The organism is Paenibacillus sp. J22R98 (assembly GCF_059383835.1).
In genome coordinates this window covers 1-23294 of record NZ_JBXENW010000005.1, presented here as the reverse complement: position 1 = coordinate 23294, position 23294 = coordinate 1, and the positions used below count along the sequence as shown (strand labels likewise).

The 23294-nt window shown below is 49.5% G+C and carries 5 protein-coding genes; all 5 read right to left on the bottom strand.

Annotation, left to right across the window (positions count from 1 at the left end; all coding sequences use genetic code 11):
- Window positions 1-59: 59 nt before the first annotated feature.
- Window positions 60-3833, bottom strand: a complete 3774-nt coding sequence (locus tag AC50Y3_RS15635) for a Tc toxin subunit A-related protein (RefSeq protein WP_494819653.1) — start codon at window positions 3831-3833, stop codon at window positions 60-62.
- Window positions 3830-11746, bottom strand: a complete 7917-nt coding sequence (locus AC50Y3_RS15630; protein WP_494819652.1) for a neuraminidase-like domain-containing protein — start codon at window positions 11744-11746, stop codon at window positions 3830-3832. The genes AC50Y3_RS15635 and AC50Y3_RS15630 overlap by 4 nt, the downstream gene beginning before the upstream one ends.
- A 500-nt stretch (window positions 11747-12246) precedes the next feature.
- Entirely contained in the window at window positions 12247-20268 is an 8022-nt protein-coding gene (locus tag AC50Y3_RS15625) for a SpvB/TcaC N-terminal domain-containing protein (RefSeq protein ID WP_494819651.1), read from the bottom strand.
- Window positions 20269-20819: 551 nt separating this feature from the next.
- Window positions 20820-21785: a hypothetical protein gene (locus tag AC50Y3_RS15620; RefSeq protein WP_494819650.1), complete on the bottom strand. Its 966-nt coding sequence runs from the start codon at window positions 21783-21785 to the stop codon at window positions 20820-20822.
- Between the two features lie 762 nt (window positions 21786-22547).
- Window positions 22548-23180: a hypothetical protein gene (locus tag AC50Y3_RS15615; RefSeq protein WP_494819649.1), complete on the bottom strand. Its 633-nt coding sequence runs from the start codon at window positions 23178-23180 to the stop codon at window positions 22548-22550.
- Window positions 23181-23294 lie beyond the last annotated feature (114 nt).

Genomic DNA, 23294 nt, shown 5'->3' with positions numbered 1-23294 from the left:
ATGATTCGATTAATGCCTTAAGAAATGCTCAATGACTTCATTATAACGTAAAAGTATTCCTACTCGCGCCACTTCAATGCAATCCATACATCGGATAAGTTCCTATCCTCAAAATAGAGAGTAAGTTTTTCATCCGGCTTTGCGGGCAACCCTTTCGTTAGTACGCCACGTAAAAGCATATTTTGCTTTATTAATGTCCCCATTTTGTTCTCGACATCAGCTGTATTCACATTTTCGAAAATAACTAGGCTAGGAACTATCTCCCTTTTCGAGTATCTAGCCAGTACCTCTACTCCATCAATGGCATTCAGACGATCCTTGCTCCATATAGGATAATGCTCGGGACGGAAATCGAGTGTCAATTCGAACCGGCGGTCTTCTACTAATTCGCTTTTCAAAAAATTAGCCCATGCCGTCGGGAACTCATGGCGTACCGAGAACAGACGTACAGTGCCCGGTGCCTGCGCTTCTTTGAACAAGGATTTCATATGACTCATAGCTCCCTTGCGAAGTAAGCCTCCACCCTCACGTGCCGTATAACGCATATGCAGCAGCACATCGCTGATCGTGTTGTAGTCGAACGTACACGGATCGTTATTACTCGGGTCGCCTGGAAGTTCCAACTGCCACTCGCTGATTGCACCGGCATTCTCGAAAGGCAAATAGCGCTCGTCTCGGAGATTGGTTTCGAACAATCCGCTGTCATTCTGGGAGGAGCTGGTGACAATCGATTGCAAACTTCCATAATAATCGCTGAATCGATCATCTTCCGCACCTTCACGTGGATAGGTGCGATCATTCATAATTTGTGTTTTGCGAATACTACTCTTCAGCAGTGTTAAAGTGCAGTTCACACTTACATAAGGACCAACCACACATGGGATGCTTACTGCCACCGTCTTGATTCGCCTGAAGTAATGTCCTGGACCGTCCATGTCGAATAATGCTTCAGGCAGTTGTACAGTGCAACGGCCGTTCATTCGAAGTTGAATTAGCGCCAGTGGATCTATCTGGAGTAAGCTAACGTGCTTCGTAAGTTCATACTCTCGCTGATTAAGCTCGTGATAGGCCAGTTCCATCCTTTTAACGTCGAGGTAGAGTTTCTCCCCCGCCATCAGGCCTTCCTTGCCGGACAGGTAGCCTGACTGTAAATAGTTCAAATTCTGATTTCCTAATTCGTGCTGCAAGGCGCGCTCCGCTTTCTTAGCGAGATCAAAGGCAAATTGAAAACACTGCGAATATAACCCCTTGACCTCGCGTTTCAACCAGATATAGAGTGCTTTATTAGACTTTTTGCCTTCCTTTGAAGTACCTTCCTCATTCAAAAATAGTTCAATATCTTTCGCTTGGTCGATCTGCTTACGATGTGAATTCAATTCTTGCTCGGCAATAGCAGTCCGAATTTGTGCAGCCCGCAATTGCTTGAAAATCTGGTTCATCTCACCAGCAGCCAGATTACTCTGGAATGCCCATTCTCTCTCGCGGCGGGCAAACGTATCAATACGATTTGCACGTCTAGCTTCAAAATTCAGTCGATCGGCCAGCGATCGCGAAGCATTTGCTAGCTTTTCGATTCCTGAGGAAATGTGCTGACCTCCATAAGTATAGCCGGTGCCAACTCCCCATGGGGCAGCAATTAAATGGAAGTCCGGCATTATTGTAGCTGCTGAACTGGTGAGGTTTAAAATACCTGCTACGTCGCTCGCTAATTGGGCGCCTTCGAGCAGAAGCGTCTCGCGTACCTCATGTGAACTGAGCAGCTTGCCTCCATTCAGGAACTGCGCCGCTTGGGCAAAGACATCTGATGCGATATCAACCTCAATCGATCGCATCTCAAGTAGCTCCTCCTTTGTTGTCGCACTCCAAAAGTTACCAGGAAGCTCTCCGAAATTGCTCATTGCTGTAGCGGTCGCATTTTCGATTTCTTCTGGCTTCCTTCCCAATTGCTTCTCGTAGAAAGTGTACCGCTGCACGGCCAATGCAAGAGACATGCCGATGGCTTCCTTCGATTTGATCGCTTCTTGGAGCTGCCCCTGACGTACAAGTTCAATCATTTGCAAGATGGTCTTTTCATGCTGGCTACGCTTGATGGCCAGTGCCTCACCATCCTCCTTCTCAATAGCCGAAAGCAAGTTACTACCCAGAGATTTCACCTCCTGGATAACTTCAAACGCCTTCTGTAAAAGATATTGAAAACGCACGATCGGCAGAGGTTGATTTAACCCGTTTACGATGGTAGCGATGTCTAGGCCCTCTGCGGTGGCCTTCGCCAGCAGAGCCGGATCGATGGGAGGCTCAAATAATGCAAGCTGACGGAAAGTACCTTGAAAGTTGAGGCTATTTCGGATCTTAAACAATCGGTCAGCGATTGTATCCCAGTAGCTGAGCAGTTTCTCGTTGCGAGGAACGGCGAAATAAAGTGCCTTTCCCATGCTGCGAATGGTTACCATCCGATCATCTTTGCCCTTGCTTGTTGATGGAATTGGCATTAAGTCGAATGGCATATCTGCCGCTAAATCACTCATTACAACGCCAAACTTCTTGATCTCCTGTCTTAGGCTTGCATAAGTCTGGGTACGAACCGTCCCTTTCTTCGGCACAGCTTGAGGTCGAGGACCTAGAATATCTGCTGCAAGTATATAGTACAGCACAGCTTCATTAATCGATTCGCCCGTATCTTGTATAAACAAAGAGTCACCCCAGGCAATAAGATTATCCAGATAGGTCATTACTGTTTTATACATATAAGCCTGCTGTCGATACCGTGCGATCACATGTGGCCTAAAGGGATTCTCTTCCCATTTCTTTATGCTTTGAATGGTTTCTTCACTCAATCCCTCATCTGACCCAAGAATTTCCTCGATTTTCTTGACGTCAGAGTACTGGAAAGGTTTCACTTTCCAGTAGCGGTCAGGTGTATGGCCTTCGCTATCATCCGTCGGGTTAAATATATAATGAAGCCATCGCTGCGCCTCGGCATAATGTTGATTTTTGCTAAGATGATTAGCTATTGTCATTGGTATATGAAAAAATAATTCCCAGTTATAGACCGAATATGCTCCGCTGGCGGTAAAATCTAAATCTTTAACTGGGTAAGGCCATTGAACCAGTTCCGAGTTCGGCTTATACAAATTATCAAAAAAATCCTCGTACAACTTGGGAGTCGGACTGCTCTTCAGCAGAGTCGCAACTGTCCCTTGAGGCAGCAGGATCCGCGTATCGCTTGTAAGTAACACAACGGTATTAGCGGGAATCTTTGCTACCTTACCATCGTGAAGTTGAATTGCCATTTCTACTATGAACTTGATTCTGACCCCGTTGATAGTCATTGCCTTGCGTTCATCTGACAGTGTAAAAACTGATCCGATGGACGGTGCCGCGGACATGCCATCAATTAATGTAGCTCTTGTTTCGCTAGATAGCTCAACTAGAAGAAGGCCACCATCATCGTCAAGCCTATAAGTCAGGTTTGGCTCAAGATCGATTGAACCATTCTCAGTCACAGCCTGTACCGTTTGAATGACGGCAATTTGGGAACCGGCTTGTACTTGCACTACTGTGTTCGCATCCAGAGTAATTAGCATACTACCCGGAAGCGTAGTACCACTCTCGTCGTATTGCGTGTCTGCGTCTTGTAATCCAGATATGCCATTGCGGAGCAACCGCTCAGTGAGCGACTGCACATAGGGATGCTGGTGTAGATAGAATCGATAACTAACATCTCGCTCTTGAATAGTGGTCGACTTCACCACCAACTTCAGATCTTCCGGTTTGATTAAGCGTTCAATATCCAAATGTCCGTGGAAGTTCATAGTCTGATACTTGGGATTCATGCGTTGATCCCTCCTTCTCTAATGGCGATACGGCCTGTTTCTTGAGCGGAAAGGATTCGATCTGCAATATTCCGAGATAGCACTGCATGAAGACCCGCTTCTCCGACGACATTCGAATCCTGCGGACCTATGATTCTATCATCAAACAACAGGCCCGTGTGTTGGTTAATAAGCCAATCGGTTTCAGACTTCAAACTCAAGCGCGATTCCGGATCGAGCTCAATCCTCGATATATCGATAGGGCCAATGTAAGGTTTCTGTGGAATGATAACTTGATGTTTCCACCAATCGGGAAGTTTAGCGCTCGGCACCGTCTTTGATGGAGGTGTGACCCATGGTCCCCACTCTGCAATAGTCTGTTCAACGACATATGGTGTAATGAAGAACGTGTTCATCCGATTGTCGTCCTGATAAAAGATCGGCTTCATGAGTGACGAAATTTCGGGCGATACTGTATCCATGTCATTATTGCAAGGTAGTACGGTGAATGTGGTACCTTGATGTAGAATGTCCTCAGACGTCTCTGCCTCTGTCCCTGAGGCTACGAGAAAGTTCTTGGTGATTCGGTGCTTAAACTTGACGGAGAACTTGTCTTTTCCAAAAAAACGAGTGGCGGATAGGTTGGTTGCACTGTATGGATTACGTGGACGTTCACTTTTAATTACAATTTGAGGCGTACTATTCCTCCCTGCTAAGTAAAAGGAGGTAAATTCCGTGTTAGTGAACGAACCTGACAAATGAATAAAGACCCCTTGCTCTACACCATTCTCATAAGCCTTGGAAACATGGATGCCCATGTTCTTCGGGTCGGCGGAATAGGAGAATGTCGCCGTTAACTTCGTTGAACTGGTCTGCCTACTGCTCCATTCGCCTCGTAAATATTCACTCCAATGCAATTGGATAACCACCTGCTTATCCCCTAAAATAGCTTGTAGCTTATCCATGGTCAGGCCAAAAACATCTGTCGAACCACCTACTCCATTACCAGTAACGTTCGGTTCCTTGGTAGACATATTCTCGAGCGTGATCCAGAACAAATATAATCGTCCTCGCCATATGACGGGAGCTAGGTGATCGCTATCAACTTCAGCACTTATTGGCTCCCATGGTGTCCATGATTGATCGAGACGACGATAAAAGTACTTCGGTTGATTAAATGATCGACCGATGACATGAAGGATACGTATAGAAGGATCGTTATCGCTTTCTTCCAAATGCATCGCCACGATCTCTAGTCGAGCCAATTCGTCCAACTTCGTAAGATACTGAAAGAAGGCGTCCTCGACTAAATCGGCAGATACATCACCCTGCAACAATGCGCCTTCCAATTCGTTGAACAAGTGCGTTTTATCATCACGGAATTCAGGCTCCAACCAGTTTTCCGGGAAGAGGAAAATTTTTCGATTAGCCTCCCATACTCGGTAATGCTTCATCCATTCCCATTGCATGGAATTAATGACGGACGGATGCACCTTGCGCTCCAAATTAAGCAGACTACGCTGAATGAAAAGCTGCAGAGAGCTAATGGCCAAACGTATTCGAGATGTCTGAACCACCGGTTCCATGCCGGGATCGATAAGGAAGTATTCATACAGTTGTTCCATACTGTCAAAGCCATGCCGATGCTTGATATAGGAGACCAAGGCATCACGCTGGAGTTGGCGTAGCTTGTCGAATATAGGCTGAGCTACCCGCTGCCATGTCTCAATATCAAACCGGGCTTTGATCGTTTCTTTCAAATTGCGAGCGATCGTGTAACGTTGCTCGGGTGAGGTAGCCGGACTGACGATATGTGTCCATTCAACAAGCGACGACGTTGTCACTCCGAACCGCTCCAACACTTTCATCGCTTCCCATAGCCGCTGCAAGGGCTTTTCGTTGGAGAATTCAGGCTTAGTGAAAATTGAATTCGCACAAGCTATAATCACATCCTGATTGCGGCGGAATAACTTTGCAATATTTTGATAGAGGTTGACAACAGCACCTTTAGATTTGACCGCATCATTCGCTTCAAAAACATCGATAATTTGATCGTTGGTCATGGATAGGTCTCGTTTCAACCGCGTGTAACTCATTAGTCGCCTGAATGAACGGAAAATTGCTTGAGCTTCTTTTAATGAATTGCCCTCACTTTCAGTCGGCATCAATCCAAGGTTCAGCCCATCGAAATCTTTGTCATGCGTAAGCAAGTATCGTGCTTCCCTCTCGCCTAGTCCAAGCCGTTGAAGGAGCATATTGGACTTCGTTAACAGAATAATTGACCGTTCTGATTCATCGATCTTGCCCAGTGGATAATGCACAAGCTGATCTAGACTGCCCTTAGGTAAAGTTTCTCCTTGGACGAACAATCGAGCCCCTCCACCATTCAACTTGCGCAGCACCAAGGTGAACGGATACAACTGTCCTGCCTTCAGTTCCAAATATTGCTTAGAGCCTTCACCAAGAATGCTGAGATCCTGCTTGGCGACTTCGTTCCAGAGCTGCGGCTCCGGGAGATGTTTGAATCGAAGTTCTGCCTCTGCGTCTTTCTTATCCAGCTCAACTGTGAAGCGATATGCCCCTGATTGTGGGACCTCCAAGTATCCTTCCAATAAAGCACTATTCACCCCTGTCGGAATATGGATAGGGTTTATCGATATAGACGCTGCTGGCTGCAATCGATCACCTGAACAATTGTCAGACATGTAGAAAGAAGCCGTCATCCCGTTCTCATAAACAGTAGTTAACGCTGCTAGAAGAGAGTGAGGCGCTGCCAGCAGCTTCTCATCCGAAAGCAAGCTTTCTATAAGCAGCGAGTCACCACTAATGTACGCTTTCATTGTCTGGCTGATAAATTGTTGGATAAGTCTTTCTTGCAAGAATGGCAGGAAGCTAACGGCAAGACGCTTACGTCTGTTTAAGTCCCTCGCCTCCTTATTGCGGAGTTGGACCTCTTCTTCTTCTGCATCATCAAGCGGACGATAGCGGTCAAACAAGAGTTCGAAATCCGCTGCATCGAGAAAGCCAGTCGCTGGATGGTAATCTGGTGCTTGCTTCAAAAGATTGATGGCAAAAAAAGTTTGGGCTTGCTCGCGAACGTTATTTAATAAACTTGTCAAAAGTATCGAATACTTTTGAGGCATTCTAGCTAATATAGCTTGCTGATCAGCATCAAATAACACTCCGCGATAGGAAAGCCGTTGCTCCTTACGTGTCTCGTTATAACGAACTTCGCGGATTGTAGCTTCTTTGACAAAATATTTTTTATCAAATCGCTTTTCAATTTCAACCTCATTAATTAAAGCAGTGTACTCGACAGTCCCGTTCATCATCGACAGGAACTGCTGGGCTACATCATTGGGCAGCACAAGACCTAACTTTTGCCGTAGCATCTCGTCTGTCAGTACACCGGGATCTTTAGGTATGGCATGCTCGGCACGAATGCCGCGAATTCCCTCAACTAATCCCCGTATCAAGGTCGTAACCTCCGCACGGTTTGGAGCATAATTTCCTACATTGTCTCTATGGCGCAGCAAATAATCCAGTTCTGCAATCGATATGCCGCACTCTTTAATTTCATTGACAACCTCTATAAACCCGAGCGTTTGTTCGAACGGATGATCATTTTCCATTAAGCGTAAACCATCAGATTCTAATGGTTTAAACGGATCAAGTCCTGCCAGTTGCTTGATGGTGATGAAATCAGCAATGGAAAGGTGCAATGCTTTAGCCAATAAACCGTAACGATAGAGCAGTGATACATTAGGCATTGACAGGCTTGCCTTACTCAGCGATGTGTCGGCATCCACCAGAATTCGTTCGATGTCGTCGCTGGTCAGACCGAGTATACCTTGCAATGAAATCAAATGCCCTTTGATGAGCGAGAACTCATTCGCCTTGGTCTGTACCTTCTCCAACAGCGCATCTAGTTCGGGTGAAGGGGACAGGTCCGCTAGGACTGCCTTCTCCATATCACTCATTACACCTTGGAAAGTAAGATACTGAACTTCCTCCAAATGATCATATGTCATTGTAATCCTTGGTTCAGCGGCAAACAAAGCCGAATCGATCTGTTTGGCAGGCGTTACTTGCGGCAAACGAACTTGAAAAGTACTCAACATGGCCATGTTTGCGATCCGCTGTTCAGATAAGTAGTGTCCGAGCGGATCATCAAATACCGGTTCACTTTTCAACATGCTGGATGCAAGGAATAGCTCTGAATACAAAGATTTGCTGCCCATTGTGGCAATATCTGACCACAATGTAATCAACTTTAATCGACTCCCCTTACCAAGGTGAAGCATTCCATCCATCACTTTGAAATGTGACAAGTAAATGAGTGCAGAGAAAAGTGGTTGCTGATCTAAATGATCCGAATCAAATGGGGTTTGGCTAGGGATGAACGTACTCAAGGCGCGGTCGGTCTCCTCGATTGACCAGCCCAGTTTGCGCCACAATCGTACGAACAGGTTGATTCGCAAAAAGTCTATGTCGTTCGCTTCATCTCCATTAGCATATTGCAAAGTTGTATAGTCGAAGCTGCACCCAGCAAAGGGATCTGCCAGTACGAGCACGCTAGAGAAATCTATCGCATCCAGTTCGTTTTGTAGATGCTCTATCGGTACTTGGAGTGAGGTGGCAAGCTCCTTCATGCGGTTATCGAATGCTTCCACTTCTAAGCGACGCTGCTGCTTATCAGGCTCAAGTGTATTCAGCTCCTCTAGCAGCAGTCCTTTGTAAAGTAAGTAATCTCTAGCATCGTGAATACTGACCCCAAGTCGGAACAACATACCTAAACTCGTCAAATTCGGATTGATAAACTTGGCTTTTAAAATGTCCACCATCTCTTTATAGGATACGCCTAGGCGGTCCGATAGAAGCTTAGCGGATTTCAGCATTGCAGAGGCAGGTTCGACCGAAAGATATCCATAGAGTTGGTGCCACTTATTGTCGACTAGAGGAACCGGGTCGATGAAAATAGAAGTTTCCGAAGGCGATAACCCCAGTGATTCCATAAAGATCGCGGAATAGTCATAGGATTGTGTTTTCGCTATAAGGTCATTGGTCGGACGGAAAACTTGCAGCAATTGATGCAGCGGTGTGTCGAAATAATTACAGAATTGGCGAACGGTATTCGTCCACAGATCGAAAGGTAAGTCTAGCGGGTAATGGCTTTCGCGCAGAATGTCGTATGCATCGTGAATCACGTTCTGTGGCTCGGCAAGTAGTTCAGCTGATGTCGTATCACCTGTATCGTGTGCTGCATTTTCCGATAAGACTCCATTTGCAACGTAGAACTCTAAAATTTCGTTCACGATGTCAATATAGGGAAGTACAGTAAGTGTGTTCTCGCATGAAAGTGGCAAATAGGGTAAATCGGGCCGGCGCTCGATGAGTGCGTCATATGGTTTCATAAACGTATCCAAGTAAGGCTTGTCGTGCCTTTCACCCCATTTATTCAGGAATGACTGCCATACAGGAGGCTCAGCGTCTATAAATTGTAGTAGATCTACTAGATAAGCAGCTGGGCTAAGCACTGATCGGCAATGCTCGCAATCACAGTAGTCCATTGAACCGAAGAGAGAATTCATCGTTGGAAATTGCTTAATCAGCTCATTACGGACATTCTCGCGAACATCAACCGTCGTTGACATGCCTGCAAGTTGCACCTCGCTATCGAACTTTCGAGCTACAGTGAATATGTTGTACAACACACTGTCAACTTGCTTCGCTTTGCGATGGACTGCCTGACCCTCCAATTTCGCAGGCTCCCTCTTAAATAAAGCTTTATATTCAGCATTATAGGAGAAGAGAAAGTCCGCTTCAGAATATGCGGTTACATCCGATGCAGAATTAATGCCCATCTTGCGAAGCACAGGAATCCCTTCATTACCAGTGGTAATCTGATATAAGCGCTGCACTGTTTTCAGGTGTTGTCCCGCCACTTGGATTTCATGATCTAGCAACCCTTTGGTGACACCGGTATGAGTAGTGAGAAATGAAGTTATCGGTGTTTTACCTAACCGGAAGCCCTGACGAGCAGAATTCTTCAGAAGTTTCGCTGTATTCGTTCGGGCATCGCCGAGTTTGAATAAATCCTCATCGTCCTTCTCAAGCATTCTAGCGATGACATGCGTTGGATAACTAAAACGAATTTTGCGCGCTAGATCTTCGGCATAATCGTTCAAACGGTCTTCCATGTTCTCATTAAGGTAAGCGGCTGGGATCAAATTAGATAGGTTCTGTCCAGTCTCCCCTGCCAACTTGTTGACCTCAACCTTCCATGTTTCTGAAATATGAAAATCGAGGTCAACGAGGTCTACAGGATCGTAAATAGGACTACCGCTGACCTGCTGTCTCATTAGCATGGATATCATGGAGCTGCTGTTACCAGTTAGGAAAGCCAATTTACCATGAAGCTGGAGCTTATTAACTTGAATACTGTCCAAACCGGCAGCCCGCACATTGCGCCATAATTGATCCGCATCTCCCTCATGATTGAGGAAGACAGGTGTAAATTTGTCAATCGCCTCATCGTCCAGTCCTGTAGATTGAAGTAGTTCACTATAGGTCACTATTGAGCCTGGGGCTGGAATAGACAGACGGATTTTGTTAGCAAATTTACTGAATTGCTCCTTGAACTGACCCATCAGGTCATCTTGAATGCTAATAATACCTGCTTCACGCACTATCTTGAGCGCTTGCTCCGCTACATCAGGTGGCACTTGCGCCAACAATAATTTTTCTGAAGGAAGTCCGGCACGAAGTAAGCCATAGATGACCTCCTGGGGCAAAGTAACATCCTGATCAGCATTTAACCGTTCGGTAATGACCGCCCGGGCGATCAAGCGTGGGTCCCAACCTGTTGTACGATTTAGAATGGTCAAGTCTTGGCGATCATCGCTTTCGATCGCATTAGCAAGTCTAGCCATTTCACCGACATGAGGAACGAGATCTGCCGTCAATCGCTCGTATTCCGAGGAGAGAGAAACTGACGGCGCAGCTAGATTCCATTCTTCAATGGCACCAGCATCGAATTTAGGTTTACATAACGGAAGCTCTTTCTCCTGGTTCTGAGGGTCCGTGATCCGAATTTCCAACGTGACTTTGCTAGCGCCAGGATCATAGCGAAATTTGTATCCTCCGCTGTTATCCGTCAAAGAAGTGTCTAAAAGTACGCTATTGCCGCCGAACCCTAATTGATATAAGAACATCGTTAGGTTTTGGGCACGCAATCCGTTCTCTTGAACAACAATGCCATTAATCACATAGTGCTTTTCCACACGGATTACGACTGGATCTTGCTGAGGCTTAAATCCTTCTATAACATCTTGATCGCTAGTGCTGCTCGGCAACACGTAATCCAGCAGTGTATCACCTCTGAACACATTGAAACACAAGTTTGGCTGTAATTCATCCCCGTTCGCGCTGAAGTCGGATCGTCGAAACTGGAAAGTCGATTTTCCCAGTGAATCGGTCGTCGTTGCAACACTTATTGGAATAGGAGGCGATATCCCATTGCGGTGGAACGCGTGGAGCTTCAATCCATCAATTGGTACACCACGTGTATCTACAACCTGGCAGATTATGAAATAAGGAGAATCCATAGGCCTAACAGAGTTACTCTCCGTAGAAAGTACACCCCACTGGCGAAGCATTTTATTTAATACATCGGCGGTTTTCTCATCTACGACGCCTTCATCCTGGGGAAGCTCATGCTTTTTTTGAAACTGCGAAACAAATATGGCAGTAAAGTCACTAAATTTTTTCCTCTCGCGTTCATCTTTGAAATTCATAATTATATCATTGAGCCGTTCTTCAAAGCCAACTAGCAAGAAGTCTCCTCGTTCAAAAAGGAATAACAACGCATCTTGTAGATTGGTTACTTCTGAACCTGTCATCCCTCGATTTAGGGGGGAGATAATTGGAATCATGGAGATTCCTCCGTTCATTTTCTGAATGATTTAAAGGCAAATTTGCTTGTTTTGCGCCAGTCAATTCATATCTCGAATAAATTCTTCTAGTGGCGGGGCGTTTTTTAATGACTTCCTAAGGAAAAAGGTAATTGCTTCGCTCTCGATGACATGAAACACCGCATGTGGGTTGCCCGACTTCGGTTGAATGAGGTGAATATGCTTACGAGTCGCTCGGCATAGGTCTAGGTGGATTGTTCGCTCTCCAAAACGGCGGACAGTTCCCGCTTGGTGCCCTCGTCGTTCTGAAGGATCGCGCCGCGATCCAGCAGGACGGCGAGGTTGATGGCGAAGAGATACGTCCAGCCCGCCGATACCGCATCGTTCGTCGTTTCCGTCGTTCATCGCATCAAGCCTCGTCCAAGCCGATGCAAGCTGGGGTGAGCCTGCGAACCCCAACGGTTTCCGCCGTTCCCGTGCCCTTGTGTGCTGGGGTCCTTCGTCACCACAATCTACACGTGCTAGTAGGGGTCAAGAACCGCTCGCCTAACCTGCTCAGCGCCTTCTGTACCGATCTCGTTGACGTACTCGAGCGCTTGTTCCTCGATGATACGAACACTTTCGCCGCCGACTTCTTCGATGGCGATGCGCACCGAATTTGCGCGTACTGCTGCCGGCGCAACACGAGCCAGCGGCGGACCCCAAAGCGGTGACGTAATCACCACACCTGCGAGGGTGGTTCCAACTGCAATCTGCTTCCACAACGACGGATGAAATTGGCTCTGTGAAAGGAAGCCAGCCTTCGGAGCAACCGTCATGTACCCGGTCGCGTTCGAAGCGCTGGTGGGAAATTCGCGACCGGTGTTTTTCTTGTACTCCGTCCGGAACTGCTCGAAGGTAATCCAGGTCGGTGCCGCGTTCGGATTGATCTTGCGGATCATGCCTTCATGACCAGGCGCGTCCTTGTAAGTCGACTCCATGAAGCTCTTCCACAGACCGGCCGAGGCCATCGCCGGGTCGGTATCTGTGGCCTGGTGGCTCGCGTTCCCATGGACGTATTGGAAATTGCCTCTCTTGATCTCGCCGTTGAAATCCTCGGTGAATGGAATGTCCATCCGGAACTGACCATGGCCAGGTGGTGGCGTGCCAGCGCTGATGAGCACTCGAAAGCGCGCCCCCTCTTCCTGGATCCTTTTGTCGGCGAGCCGCTCGTTGACGGTGAGGTTGTCCGGCTTTTCTCCTTTGGCTTCGATGGCTATCCAGTCGCCTCTGGAGTCTTGAAAAAAGCGATCGACGCGCCGGATAACCTTGCTTCCGTCCGTGAGCGTGATCTCGAGCTTGGCCTCGGTGTTGTAGCCGAAGCCCTTCTTATCGAGCATCGGATCTATCGTGCCCGTGAGCACTGAGCCCTCCGACGCCGAGCCGCTCGAATTGGTGCCGTGGGGATCTACACGCTGGGTCGGAGTACAGCGGCAGTAACAATACAGATTGTTCCCCTCGACGATGAACAGCGGGTCGCAGCTAACCCACCTACCGAGCCACTGTGTGAAGTACCTAGCCCCGTGGTAGTTCAACCCACTCTCCTCATCCCGCTCCTTCCCCGTATACCGATACCGCTTCGCCGTCTCCGTCTGGCTGCGCACCGCCTGATAGGTCGAACTGCCGTAAGGCGCGTACTCCTCGTAGGAAATAATCTGCGCTTGCTCATCCAACTCCAGACTCGCTGATCCGAGGTGGTTGCCGAATTGGTAGCGAATCAGTCGCTGCAGTACGTCCTGCTCGTTGCCGAGTGTGCGCATCTCCACCAGCGCGATGCGTTGCTTGTCGTCCATCACATGCAGAGTCTCGCGCTCCAGTTTCAAGCTTCGTGCTTGGGCCGCGCCTTCGTAACTTCGGAACACTTCGAATCCACCGAGGTAGATGCGCTCTTCCTTGATGCCGCCGTTGTTGGCAAGCTCCGTCACTTTGCGTACGCGCTGCCCTGAGGCGTCATAGACGTACCAGGTGCGCTCGCCGTGCCGCTCGACGCCATCCGCGTCCTCGTCATTTACCTTCTGCCGCTGTGTCATCTGCAGTTGGTCTAGGTAGTCCCATCTCATCGTCTGCAGTTGCGGCATGCCAAGCATATTGCCGTGGACATCGTGGCTGTACCGTTGCTGCGCATCGTTGCCGACGGCGGTGCTGCTCAGCCGGTTGCTTTGCTTGGCAGGCTCGATCAGGCTGGCTTCGCCATAGGCGTAGGCCCGCGTCCAGCCCGGCACGGCAGCGTCGTCTCGCGCATGCTGCATCTGCAGGAAGTTGCCGACCGCGTCGTAGACGTAGCGCTCGGTGTAACGCCCCATCGCATTCCGGTCGTTGGGCGCGAAGCGGCCGGCTGGATTGGCGCTGAGGATACCGACGCGCCCGGCATCGTTATAGGCGTGCGAGATTGGCGCACCGACCTGGCCGAGGTGCTCGCGGCCGGCGGCTTGAATCAGACGATAGAGTGCATCGTACGTATAATCGTTGCTTGGCTCGACGCGCTGGTTCGCGAAATAGACGGTCTGCTGCGCGTCGTCGCGGATGTGCGTAATGTTGCCTGCAGGGTCGTAGGTGTAGTACAGGTTCTGCACCTGCTTGCCTGGCCAGTTGGGGTCAGCGGCCTGCGGCTCGTCGCCGGGGAAGTCCGCTGGTTTGCGTTTGGTCAGCAGTTGAGTGAGGCGGTATGTATGAGGGTCATAGCTGTAGAAGGTGCTGGTTCCGTTCTTGTAGTCGATGCGCTGGCGCTGACCCTTGGCGTCGTAGTCGATGTTGGCGATGCCGACCCGCGACGAGGCCTCGATACCAGGGTCAAGCAGCATGTCAGGTTCCGTCTGGCGTTCCAGCCACACATTCACCCGTTCTAGCAAATTGGCTTCGTTGAACACCGGTTGGATGATGTTGAATTTGCCGCGCCCAAGGCTGCTGTGCGGCGCGACGGACTGGATGGGCCGATTAAGCGCATCGTAGCGGGTGCTGCCTTCGAAGTTCTCGGCGTCAAGATTCGGCTGGGGATTCCGTGACCAGTCCGGGATGGTTTTGTAGTCGCTGACTAATTGCCGCGTGCTGTGCAGCAGGTTGCCTTTGAAGTCGTAGGCCCCGATCGGCCTGCCCGCGGCGTCGAGCCTTGCGTTACTGGCGACGCCGGCGGAATCGGAATGCCGATAGATTCGGGTTCGCAGGTTGAGGCGCTGCGCCTCCTCTTCCTGTGCCGGCGTGGCACCCGGTGCCGGTTCGCCGTATTCGATCCGGTCCACCAGCAAACCAGCCTCGTTCGGTGGATTCAGTGTGTGCGGGTCGGAGCTTGGCTTCAGCGGATCGGGATCGCTGAAGGTGCCGTGCACGTACTGCTCGATCGGGCGGCGCAGCGAGTCGTAGTTTGTCTTGAAGTTGTGGCCCCGGCTGTCCCAGGCGCGGATGGGCTTTCCGGCCACGTCGTTGAGCATCCAGCGCTCTCCGGCTTCCATGCTGAACTGGTGGACGCGATTGCCAAGCATGTCGTAGGCGTACTCCATGACGATGCGCTGCTCCAGCGCCCCCAGGGGTAAGTTGTCTGCGTCGGGCAGCTTGCGCTCGTCGAACACCTTGCGCTGGTTGCCTTCGATGTCCAGTTCGACACGAGTGCAGAAGTCTTCGCCTTGTTCATCATGAAGCAGATGGCCTTCGCAGATCACCCGGTTGCGCGCCACGGTCAGGAAAGGACGACCCAGGACGTCAAGATGGACGATGGTCGGTGTGTCGGCGTGGCCAGCGGCGCGCTCAGCGGCCTTGGTTTCGTTTCGGCGATCCTCGGCAGACGGGTAGCGTTCCGTAAAGGCTGCGGCGTGTGCAGGCAGAGTTCTCAGCTCGTGCCAAGTGGGTAGGTAGTCGGCATCCGGCAGGCGGCCGAAGTAGCCGGCGATGTCAGCATCGCGCAGTGGGTTGTCGGCACGCACAGGCAAGAGCAACGTGTCGTTGACGTCATAGGTCGTTTGCTGCCACGGATCGAAGACCACCTTCTCCCAGGTGTGGTTGGGATGCAACGTGGCGACGACCCGCTCGGCCGGGTCGTAGAACAGCACCGGACTGACGCCGACCTGCACGCCGAACTCGAAGCGGTGATCGCTGTAGAAACTGCCATCCGGCCGTTGCCGCTTGCTGAAGAAGGGCTCGTACTGGCGGACCGGCTTGCCCTTGTTGTTGAAGATGGTCCAGCCGCTGCCGACCCAGCGCGGGTTGACGATGGGCGAAGCTGGGGCGTTGTCATCGAACGAGCCGGGTTCGGCCTGGATCTTCTTCTGGATTTCGCGACCGAAGCCGTCGGAGTAGCTAAAGCTGATCTGCAGCTTGCTCTTGGCCCCCTGGCCAAGATCGCTAACGTGGGTTTCGCGCCCGATGGTGGCCGCGAATGGCGGCTCGCCCATCCGCATGTAGCGAGTCAAGTCATAGACGATGCGCGTCGTCGCGTTGGCAAGCAACTCGTGCGCAGCCTGGGTTGCAACGCTGACCTTCGGGTCGGGCGATGCCTCAACCGGCTTGTCGATAAAGGCATCTAGCAATGCCTGCGGCGGCTCGGGCAAGAACCGGCCATCGAGCAGGTCGCCCTGGCGCGGATTGTCCGTGGGCTTGCCCATCACAGCGGTGCCTACCACCATGCCCAGCGTGTCGAAGGCCACTTCGGTCTGGTTGTGATTCGGGTCGCTAACCAAGCGCGGCTGGAGCACGCGGTAGTCGTTGGCTTCCACCGTGACGCAGTTGCCGAGCGCGTCGCGGGTTGCGGCCATCAGCAGGTCGTGGGCGTCAAAGGCAACCACGGCACTCTGGCCGAAAGGATCGCGGTAGCGGCGCGGTAGGAAGAAATGGCCGCGTGCTTCGGCCAGTTCAACAGAGGCTGCCACATCGTCCGGGCTACAGAACGAACGGCCCGAAGGGATCCACCAGCGGCCGTCGCCGTCCAGGTCGACATAACCGCCCTGATTGCCAGCCTTACCGCCGAGAATCGTTGCCTGGGCCGCCAGCGGCAGCAGGGATTCGTCGGGTTGCGCTTGGCGCGGGCGCTTGAACACCTGATCCAGCAGCCCAGGGGTGAAGGCGAGCTTGTAGCTTTCGCCGGATAGGGCAAGCGGCTCAAGCTTATTTAGTGCAAGCAGCGCACCGGCATCGCCCTTGCTAGCCCCGCAGTCATCGGGCCGATACAACGTGCGCAAGCGCTCGATCAGGCGTTTGTACTTATCGCCGTCCGGTGCTGCGTCTTCATATTGAATCTCCTGCAAGTCAGTCAGCTTTTGGAAGCCGTCTTCCTCCCAATATTTGAAGGTGAAGCGGCCGGGATCGTCGGGCGGTTTGAAGCCGTGGAGCTCATAGGTGAGCGACTCAGCCGGTAAGGGAGCACGATAGACATCGTTATGTTTCTCGAGTTCAAGGTCACCCGTCGCGCCGATCGGATAGGTGACAGCGTTTTCGGTGTAACTGAGCAGGGTGCTGGTCTGCCTTGCGCGGTCCCACACGTCGTTCAGCGTCGATTGGCGCCGCCCATAACCTACGGCCAGTGACCGGAGCACATTGCCAAAAGCGTCCACCTCCAGCGTCAGTGCGTGCTGTACGCGCGGATCGGCCAGATTGCGCTCGTAGTGGCAGTTGATCGCCTCTCGTGCATGGGTAAAAAAGACGGCATGGCGGTTCAAGCCACGCGGCTGCACTTGGCGGATGGTGAAGTTCTGCTGGGCGACGGTGTAGGGGTGGCCATGGGGGTAGGCGTCGTCCGCACCGTGGCCGTCGAGCGCATAAACCTCCTGACGCAGCATCATGCCTTTGAGGGAGCGCACCGCTTCACGCTCCTCTTCCGAACTAAGCTCCATCGGAAACATCGTATCGGGCAGTAGATGCTTGTTCGCCTCGTCGTCGTTGTCAAGCCAGGCTGGCTCGCGGTAATACTCACCTCGGTCCGAGTGATCCAACATGCCGGCAAAGTAGTTGGATACACGATCAGCCTTGCAGTAGATCCCGGTGTGGAACCAGGTTCTGGTCAGCACCGGCGGCACATGCGAGACACCGTCGATGTTGGCCGCCGGCGTCTCCCCGTCTGCAAGGGTTGCGAACTGTTCCGTGTCCCACTGCTCCACCATGCCGAATCCACGGAACTCGCGCTCCTCGCCGTCGAAGTAGCCATGGTGATAGGCATAACGGGTGACGAAACGGTTGCGGCTGATGTGATCGAAGGTTTCGACACGCTCCACGCAATGCACCGGGAACGGCAGCTTCGTAATCCACGGTTTGCCGTCTAGTTGATCCTGCAGATAAAACTTGGTTGAAGGCGCATACTTAACCGTAGTCTCTGCGCCCAGGTTGTTGATCGTCGTCTCCAACAGGTGCGGCTTGCGCCCACCCATCAGGTCCACATATCGAAGCGGACGGTGAGCTTCCCCGGGCAACGGAGATGACCAAACCAAGCAGGCGGTGCCGTTGCCGAGAAGATCCAAGGTTTGCACGGAGGCGACGTTATCGAGCACAGGGAAGCTTTGGATTATGGTCGGAACGCTCCAGCTATTGCCTGATTGGTTAAAATACACGCGTACGCCATCGCGATGAAGATAGATCAAATCCGTCGTGCCCGTACCGTCTATGTCGGCCAGTCGAATGCGGCGGGGATCGAATTGATCGACGTGGTCGAACACGAATTCGAGATCTTCCGAATCGTAATCCATCGTGACTTTCGCGCCGAATCGGCCATAACCGAGATTCGGCCAATAGCAGATCTCGCTGTTGCGAATACGGACGATATCGCTGAGTCCATCGCCGGACATATCCGAGAGATAGATCGACTGTTCCCCATCGGCAAAAACGATATGCGGCCCCTTCTCCTCGTCCCATGATTTGCTAACCCGCTGCGCGGCATCAAAGCCATCTTCGCCCAGTGAAGGATACCACACAAATGCGTCATGTTCGCTGATCAGGATATCGGCGTGACCGTCACCGTTGATGTCGATGAACTTGAGATTGGGATCGTTCCAATTCACATGAGGCAAAGAGGCGAACGGTACGAACGGATCCCAGTGACCGTCCAGGGTTCGTTCATAAAATCCCGGGGTCGGACCGTCAAATTGTACGACATCCGGACGACCGTCCCCTGCCAAATCGAGAAATTGGAATCGATCAGCCAATGCTACCGCAGGCTTGAATGATACAAGTTCTGCCCGACCGAACTTCGCCTCAATCGGTCCAGCCGCCAAGGTCATCGGACTCAGGTTTCGTTTGTAATACCATGCATTCGCATGCTCGGTCAATAAGCCAGACAACCCGTCACCGTCGAGATCGATCCACTGATAGGTGATGCAGTCAATGCCGATTGGCATATTGTCCAAGCTCTCACCCTGCAGCTCCTTCAGTTCGGACTGAATTTCAGCATCTTTGTACAAGAACGCCAATGGAGGCATCTGTGCGGTGAGATAGCTTCCGTCTTCTCTTAGATTGTAGCTGCGCTGCGCTACCTCAACTAGTTTGGAATAGATGGGAGCACGTGAATTTGCAGCGTCTTTCTCATACTCGTAGGTGAAGTCGGTTGAGCGAACAAGGCCGTCATATCCTTTCTGTGCGTCCGGTTTATGCGGGTCATCGTCTGGGATATGATGGAACATCAACACACGCTGGCACAATCGATATGTACGAATTTCAAATGTGGAACGGTACGAAGAAAACGGGTCGTTCCGAAGATTCCATTCGCCAGTCTCCTCAGGAGTAGGAATAGCTTCATCATGTTCACCATAATCGAGTACGGCTTCGAAATACCAATCCCCAGGCGGTTCCGGCCATGGCTCATTTTCCATTATTTCAGGTAGGTAAGGCTTATGATTACCGTACAAAATACGCTTGAGGTACTTGTTGACGGTACGCCGTTTGTCATCTCCATCCCCGCGGTTCATTTCGTGAGCTTTCGAGAAGTCAACCTTAATCGCATTCTCAGCTTTGTATTGATAATTGATTACATTGCCCTTGTCGTCGTGGCTCTGGCAGATTAGCCAGCTGAAGATGCGCTCAGGACGCTCGGGATGCTCAGGATAGGCGATTCTCGAATCTTCGCTTTTCCCGTACCAGGTAGTGATGTTGTCTTTCGAGATGGAACGCCAAAAGATTTCTTTAGGATCAGAGACGTTCGTCCATCGCTCGATGCGAGCAAACAAACCTTCAACGCGAGGACGATACCGGCGAATATCATATTCCGTACCACTTACAGTCCGTGGCGGTAGTTCCTCGGGAATCCAGTTTTCCGACGCATCCTGCGTGAGCATGGGTACCAGATCTTCGGCGCCTGAGAGGATAAAGACATCTGAATCTTGAGCATCCAGATAGCGCGGCAGACCTTTATCCGTTTTTCGCGTAATCGCGGGCAGAGAAAGATTCCATCCCAAACCGAAAGGCCCATTGCCTGCGCCCGAGTCATACGATAAAGAAAGCTGCGGACCAAATCCGGATCTCCCAGGGCTCGTAGCAATTGGGACACTCATAGATCCTGTTCCTGTTACGGGATTTGCGGCGAATTTTTCGCCCATTCCGCGGATCGCTCCCCCTCCCTTAGGTAGTGAGATGGTTGGAGCTTTCAATATTTGGTCTTCCTTGCTGGGAGTTGTTGTACTTTCCGACTTAGACAATGTGTTCAACCTCCGATACGTGCATTCTCAATCATGCATTCAGAAACGTTAGGTTACAGTTTCTTAGCCACTATTTTGTCAACCAGCATGCACGTTTAGAAAAACATTGTCGATGCGTGATCTCTCCCATCGCATGATACAATTCGTATCAAATTGTACGAGGTAATATCCTGTTAGAGACCTAAACGGCACAGGGCATCTATACGAGAAAAGTGCTCAACTCATCTCTATTATTCAACTAAATGTATATTTTTACCAATATGCTTAAATGCCTATTTTTAGGTTTGTTATCGCTTGATATTTTGTCAGAATAAGGAGTAATTCCTACTATAATAATTTTTAAGTAAGTGCATGTTGATGACGTCTAGATCTGGTATTTTTTCCATTCTGCAAGCATGTTGATGACGTCTAGGTCTGGTTTTTTTTCCATTCTGCAAGCATGTTGATGACGTCTAGGTCTGGTTTTTTTTCCATTCTGCAAGCATGTTGTTGGTAATGTTGATCGCAAACTCGCTAGCAGCTACGACGCCGGCAAGGGCTCCCTGCTTCATCACGCCAATAAAATCTTCATTATCGAGAAAGGAACGGTGCAGTTGGATTAAATCCAGATTGCCTTCCGTTTCGTTGACCAAGGAGTAAGAGTTGATGTTGGCAAAATCGCCTTCTAGCATCTTTCTCTTAAGGAAAATATCTCCTACCCCTTGAAGAAGCGAATAATATTTATCCGCATAGATATGTGTATCGTTGACATCCGGATCCATGCTTTCTTTGATTTTGAGATGGTCCCATTTGTCTTTGATCCTGGAATAGAATTTCGCGCCGGAAACTATGCCAAGGATGGCATCCGCAGGTATTCTCCCCATGCTTTTTACGAATACCAGGGTAACTGGTCCATTCTTCATCAAATAATGCAAGTAAACGAACATAAAAGGTATCGAAATATGCTCATCATCAATCACATTCACGATGAGCAGCACGGATTTGTGAGTGCCCCTACGAGATTGAGCAACGAGGTTCATCAGTGTTTCGAAACCCTCTTTATATCCAGTGATTTGACTCGCCATATCGAATTTAATCAAATATTCATAATAGGACCTGCTTACCGAAACGTTTAACTCGATCTCGACGTCTTTGAATTTGAATCTCTTGATTTTATCAATAATATTCGGAAAGAATGCGAATACCAATATTACCGCGGAAGCCCACACCATGATGAGCGCTGAAGAGGCATTCGTAGGCGATTCTGTCAAATATATGAATCCGTACCATACGACAGCTAGAATAATCCCGGCATAGAGAATACGCTTCCCGCCCTGTCGAAGCGGATAAAGCAGTGTAATGAAGCGGCTTAACGCACTTTTGATTTCTTTAAACAAGTGGTGCGAACCGCCGGCAAGACTCTTGAGCAGCTGTTTCAATAGAGTAGTACCTCCCTCAACATCGATTATTATCGAAGATCTATGTCAGCTCCTCACCTACTTTTCAGAATTGTCGTATAACATCTGATCTGCGAACTTCGCAGATTGTCCATGTTTGATTTATTCGCGAAGTGATTGAATTATGCTGCCATTATAGCGAACGTCGCCGCAGTTGCCGCACTAACAACAAAAAAAACTGCAATTTACGCAGGGGCTTTCGTTTCGCTATCATCCAAAATCGACTTACTTATAATAATTATATTTTTTGCTCATGTACTTTCCTAAAGTCAGAATGAAGTTGAGCTACCTGTTGTTCAACCGCTCTTGAGTCGATTTCCGATGGTTTCGTTGGCAAAACTATAAGGGCATTCGCGAGGTGCATTAAGCAGCACATCATGGGCTCCTTCCACAGTGCGTTTAACCGATGCGTATATCTTCGACTCTTGGCTTTTCATCTCGATGTGCTGTAAGAATAATTGTCCAACATACAGCGCCAGTAGTAAAAATACGATGACTGGATAAATAAAAGCGTTTCAATTCTACACTCCTCCATACTCGTTCAATCCTTTCAATTTATCATGTATACCCATTTTCAAATACAGGTAAGTTCGATGCTGGACGTTACTTTACGCTGAACAAGACGTATCTGCCCGTTAACACAATGAAGGGCTACCGACGGTAATCGTCCTGAAGTCGCTGATGGGAGCTTCTCTGTGTTTATACAACTCCGCATCATGTATTAAAACAGACCATAAATATGTATTACTCAATTCTTATTGCCTGACCATTAATTACATCTACTTCAAACTGTTCACCTGATAAAGGGAAATCCTTCGTCGTGTGTAATATGTATGTGTCTGCTTCCGAAGTCGGCTCCAGCTTAACCCAATAGTTAACTTTCTCAACCCCTATCCCATGGATCTCATATATTGGCAGTGCTAAACGCATGAGTTTTTCTTCTGATGTAGAAACGTTTTTTAGATATAGACGGGCATAGCTGTTTCTTTGAAATATATTGATAACTTCTATGTTGTATTCGTAATGACCGTCTGTTGTTATTTGAATTGAATCTGTCATAACTCTCTCTGTTAACCAACCACTCGTATCTACACTCTTATAAAATAGAGGAGTGAACAAAAGCATGCTGACAATTAAAGCAAAAATCCCTACAATTCCACCTCTTTGTGGAGACCACCTTCTAACAAGTAAAATGACTGACAAAACAATTAGTAACAAGGAAGGTGTCCCAAGACCAATCATAATTACTGTAGCAATTAGATCAATCCCGCGCTGAAAATTGGCTGTTGATCCAAGAATAAACCAAATAATTCCAGATAAATTTATTAAAGCGGACAATATCCAAAGTGATTTTATCCATTTAAGCAATACTTTCACCCTTTTATTAAACTCTTAATTATTGCTTCATACACGGTTACTTAATGCTCCGATTTCCTCTAACTGTGACATAACATACCAATAGTGACGATATGCCCAACCACGTTAACCTGC

Excerpts from the sequence above, each read along its gene's own strand:
- AC50Y3_RS15625 (WP_494819651.1), bottom strand. The coding sequence starts at position 20,268 with ATGGGCGAAAAATTCGCCGCAAATCCCGTAACAGGAACAGGATCTATG.
- AC50Y3_RS15630 (WP_494819652.1), bottom strand. The coding sequence starts at position 11,746 with ATGATTCCAATTATCTCCCCCCTAAATCGAGGGATGACAGGTTCAGAA.
- AC50Y3_RS15635 (WP_494819653.1), bottom strand. The coding sequence starts at position 3,833 with ATGAATCCCAAGTATCAGACTATGAACTTCCACGGACATTTGGATATT.